Origin of the sequence: Actinomadura sp. KC216, from assembly GCF_004348535.1 — a bacterium.
GTDB lineage: Bacteria > Actinomycetota > Actinomycetes > Streptosporangiales > Streptosporangiaceae > Spirillospora.
The window spans coordinates 1-4,230 of the sequence record NZ_SMJX01000493.1 but is presented as its reverse complement, the minus strand read 5'-3'; the positions used below and the strand labels follow the sequence as shown (position 1 = coordinate 4,230).

Below are 4,230 nucleotides of genomic sequence, written 5' to 3'. Positions count from 1 at the left end.
CGCAACGGATCATCCTGGACGCCCACGGCCCAAGCCATGTGAAACAGTCCAGAGTCGCGCATCCGGCGGCACATGATCACGGCTCTCTCGAAGTACGAGCGCCCATCGAAGATCGGGTCCGCTCCGCCGAAGGCGCTGGGGACCCCGATGGGTCTGGTGCTCTCGGGGGTCAATGCCATCACGAAAACGTAGGCCCGGCGCATATTCCTCGGCAGCCGCCCATTGAGTTCTGCCTGCCGTAGATCCTCGGCCATGCCGAAGATTTCGTCTGCGCGATTGTTGAGGTTCTTTCCCTCGCTGCCTTTCATCGACTTGTACTCGACGGCGAGTACTGGGGATCCGTGTTGCAGGACGAGTAGGTCCCATGCCTTGGAGGGACGGTAGAAGCCCGGCAGGACGGCTCGTCTGTTGGTCCGCATTTCAAGGCCGGTCGCCCCTGCCGAATGGATTTCCTCGACAACGAGGGCGTTGAGACCGTCCAGATGTGCTCCCCCTGTGCGGCCGAACGATTGCCTTCCTGTGCCCGGCCGCTTGTCTGGGACTGTTCCATCTGTTCACGCCGTTTGAGAACCCACTGTTCGAGTGCAGCGGTTACCCGCCGCCGAGCCGACTCCTCCATGGTTCTCCCGTATTTTGTTGTTGCCGCTGATGGGTGTGACGTCAAGGGATTCTTGCGGAACCATACGCGGCGAGCGCGGCTGCTGTTGCGGCATCGCGGTCTCGTGTCCTGAAGGCCGCGGCCAGATCGTCCAGTATGCGAGCAGGAATCCGGTCGGGCCGCGGGGCGTGGAGTCTCCGAAGGTACTGGGCCTGGAATCGAAGCGTTCCACCCCGCATCTTCACGCAGTAGGCGGCGACCTGTCGTTCGACGACCTCTGAAAGCAGCAGTCCACCCAGGGCTTCTAGGTCCCACACGTCGGACACGATGTAATACAGATTGTGGTGTGGATAACGGCCACCGGGCTCTAGCACGGGATGTGTCTTCTTCTTCATGTCGGCAAGAAGAAGCTTCGGTTGGCCGGTCAGCGACAGGTTCACTCGGTCGATCGTCCTGTACCAGCTCGCGGGAGACCTTTTCGAGATCGAGCGGCGCAGCACAGCCCTTGCGTTCCGATCGAGGTAGTCGGTGAGCCGCGGCCATTGGTCGAGGTCTACGAGCCCGTCCTCGTCCCATGGGTTGACGAGATAATGACCAGACCACTCGTACGAGCCGTTCTTGAGGTCTGCAGGCATGGCCAAAGGCAGCATGCGCTCGCGCTCGGCGGCGTCGGCGTCGCGCGTGACGTACACGGCGTCGGCGCCCGTCGCCACACCGATTCCGATCCGCGTGCCCGCTGCCCGATCCTCCAGCGGAGGGTGCCGATCCTGGAGGTCCTCAAGCCAGGCGAGCATCTCCGGAGAGCCGTCCGGCCAGGAATCCGTCGTCCTGTGCCAGTGAGGCAGTCGTGAACTGCGGACCCCGGCACCGCGGAGGGGGGTTTCCGTCCGGGTGCGTGCCCAAGCCGAGAAGTCCAGGGCGGCATGGGCGTCGAACAGGGCTGTGGCCTCTCCAACAGCGACATCGCGCTGATCACGACGAGCGAGGACGGTGATCGCAGGGTAGGCGGACACTTCAGTCTCGAAGGCGGAGACGTCATGCATCACCAGGCATGCCTCGACGGCATAGCCCTCCTTGAGGATCTTCTCGCGGAGGCGTCGCCCGTACTGATTGCGCATCCAGCGATCGGCGCAGATGAAGCCGAGCGAGCCGCCGTCGGACAGCAGATCTAGCCCACGTTCGTAAAAGCCGATGTAGGTATCGGCTCTTCCTCCCATGGTCGGGCAGGCGCGGCGGTACGCGGCGAGAGTGTCAGGACTCAGGTCCTCGATCCGGATGTAGGGCGGGTTGCCGACCACGAAATCTGCGCTGTCGATCGACTCCTCGAGAAGGAAATCTCCCTTGCGCACCCACGCGGCCGCGAGGTCGGCGGCCGTCTCATCCGGGCAGCCGGCCGCGACCAGACGCTCGACGGCGAGTCGGCGGCAGGCGCGCACATGGTGCGCCTGAAGGTCCATGGCGAGGACGACGGACGACAGGTCGTCCCAGGGGGCGTCTGGCCGGTGCTTCCTCCGGGCCTCCAGCAGCCGGTCGAGCACGGGCCCCAGGAAGGCTCCTGAGCCAACGGCGGGTTCGAGAATCTTCTTGGTGGTCAGATCCACGTCCGGCAGGTATCCGGTGAGATCAAGGATCAACTCGACGATCCACTGCCTGGTGAAGACCTCTCCGTACTCGACCGAGCGGACGTCGCCGCCGCGGACCATGTCAGCGAGCTTCTCACCAGGCTCCGTCAGCATGGACCTCATCGTAGGCATCACCCGTGACAGAACGAGGCCACCACACCCGAGATCACCCCGCCCGCGTCAGAGGTCGTACGTCCCCCGCTTGATCTGCGACACCAGCGCGGCCCACACGTCCCGTCCGATGGTCAGGTGACCACCCTGGGGATCCCTGGAGACCCGGACCATGTGGTGTGAGTCTTGGACGGAGACTTCAACGCAACCGTTGGCCCCTTCGCTGTAGCTGCTCTTGCGAAAGGTGACCACTCTAGGGTCGCGCCTGGTCACTCGCTCCTCCTGCTTCTGAGGTCGTGGGCGCCCTGCTTGATCTGTGACACCAGCGCGGCCCACGAGTCCCGGTCGATGGTCAGGTGATCGCCCTGAGGGTTCTTGGAGTCCCGCACGGCGTTCCGATCGCCGACCATCGTGACCTCAACGCAGTCACCGCCGAAACTGCCGCTATGAGAACTCTTGCGCCATGTGACGCCGTTCATGGTGCCTCGCTCGTCTCTATCGGAGGTCGTAGGTGCCCTGCTTGATCTGTGACACCAGCGCGGCCCAGGTGTCCCGTCCGACGGTGAGGTGACCGCCCTCCGGGTTCTTGGAGTCACGGATGAGGCGGTGGGTGCCGAGGGCGCCCGCCTCCACGCAGCCGTTACCGCCTTCGCTGTAGGTGCTCTTGCGAAAAACGACCCGACCAAGATCAGTTCTGATCATTTACTCCTCCTTGCGGTCACTGCTCCGCCAGGCGCTTGAGCATGATCAGCGAGTCTTCGGGGCTCAAGGCCATCGCGCGCATCTGCTCGAACGCCAGGCAGTAGGTGTGCACCTCCTCGTCATCCTCAATGTACAGAGCACTCGTCATGTTCTCGACATACACGACATCTGGGGTGAATCGCTCAGGGAAACCCATGATGGTGAAGTTGCCGACCACGCCGGGGTGGGCGCCCGCGGAGGCTGGCATGACCTGGAACATGACGTTCGGCAGGGCGGACAGCTCGATGATGCGGCGGTACTGGTCTCGCATGACTTCAGGGCCGCCGATGTCTCGCCCAAGCGCAACCTCGTCCAGGATCGACCAGAGACGGACCGGCTCGTCTCGTTCCAGCCATGCCTTCTGACGATCCAGTCGGGCCGCAACCCGGCGCTCCATGCCATGTGGTGAAGCGAATTGCTTCAAGGTGGTCATAACCACCTGTTCCATGTACGCCTCAGTCTGCATCAGGCCATGAACCAGGCCCATGGTGTAGGAGTTGAGCCACTCGGCTTCGGCCTCAAGACCCATGTAGGTGGCGTAGTCCGTGGGCAGGTTCTTCGCGTACGCGTCCCACCACCCGCGTTGTCGCGCCGTCCTGGCGAAACTGACCAGTGCGTCGAGGCGCGGGCCCGTCACCCCGTAGAGCGTCAGCATTTCCTGCACCTCGGCCGCCGTAAGGCGGCGGAGGGCGTTCTCGACCCGCGAAAGCTTCGCCTTGTTCCAGCCGAGCTGATCGGCTGCCTCCTCAAGCGTCAACGATGTTGACGTCTCGCGGAGGCGCTTCAGCTCACTGGCGAGACGGCGTTCTCGGATCGTTGGAGGTCTGGGCGTCATGTAGTTGATCGTGCTCGTTCCGTAGTTGCTTCGCAAGCATTTTCACCAACTTCACAGCTAAATGATCATGGATTTCTTAGTGAAACAGTTGCACCAACTCTTGGTTTGACGCACGATGTGATCCCGGCCACGCACGGAGTGCGACCGAGATGTCGCTTTCCGTATTAGATGTGGCCCTCGTGGTGGAGGTGTGACATCGATGGAGTGTCAGGGTGTGCGGCGGCTTACGCCGGGTGGGGCCTGTGCGTGGCGGTTGCCGGAGGACGAGCGCGGGCCGGGGACGGCGCGGCGGCTGCTCCAGCAGACGATGGACGGGCTCGGGG

The 4,230-nt window shown here is 63.4% G+C and carries 6 protein-coding genes; all 6 read right to left on the bottom strand.

Annotation, left to right across the window (positions count from 1 at the left end; genetic code table 11):
* Window positions 1-449 (bottom strand): PaeR7I family type II restriction endonuclease (locus E1264_RS44255; protein ID WP_243711480.1); only part of this gene is annotated, 449 nt, incomplete at its 3' end.
* Between the two features lie 211 nt (window positions 450-660).
* Complete coding sequence (locus E1264_RS40760; protein WP_207936900.1) at window positions 661-2,334, bottom strand: Eco57I restriction-modification methylase domain-containing protein; 1,674 nt, start codon at window positions 2,332-2,334, stop codon at window positions 661-663.
* A gap of 66 nt (window positions 2,335-2,400) precedes the next feature.
* Window positions 2,401-2,583 (bottom strand): DUF397 domain-containing protein, encoded by a 183-nt coding sequence (locus E1264_RS40755; RefSeq protein ID WP_165964644.1) that lies wholly within the window; start codon window positions 2,581-2,583, stop codon window positions 2,401-2,403.
* A gap of 17 nt (window positions 2,584-2,600) precedes the next feature.
* The gene (locus tag E1264_RS40750; protein WP_132182629.1) at window positions 2,601-2,810 is read right to left on the bottom strand and encodes a DUF397 domain-containing protein; all 210 of its coding nucleotides are present in this window, start codon (window positions 2,808-2,810) and stop codon (window positions 2,601-2,603) included.
* A gap of 16 nt (window positions 2,811-2,826) precedes the next feature.
* Entirely contained in the window at window positions 2,827-3,033 is a 207-nt protein-coding gene (locus tag E1264_RS40745) for a DUF397 domain-containing protein (RefSeq protein ID WP_132182627.1), read from the bottom strand.
* 16 nt (window positions 3,034-3,049) lie between these two features.
* Window positions 3,050-3,943, bottom strand: coding sequence for a helix-turn-helix transcriptional regulator (locus E1264_RS40740; protein WP_132182625.1), 894 nt, complete (start codon window positions 3,941-3,943; stop codon window positions 3,050-3,052).
* Window positions 3,944-4,230: the final 287 nt, after the last annotated feature.

Coding starts and splice junctions, on each gene's coding strand:
- E1264_RS40760 (WP_207936900.1), bottom strand. CDS start 2,334: ATGCTGACGGAGCCTGGTGAGAAGCTCGCTGACATGGTCCGCGGCGGC.
- E1264_RS40750 (WP_132182629.1), bottom strand. CDS start 2,810: ATGAACGGCGTCACATGGCGCAAGAGTTCTCATAGCGGCAGTTTCGGC.
- E1264_RS40745 (WP_132182627.1), bottom strand. CDS start 3,033: ATGATCAGAACTGATCTTGGTCGGGTCGTTTTTCGCAAGAGCACCTAC.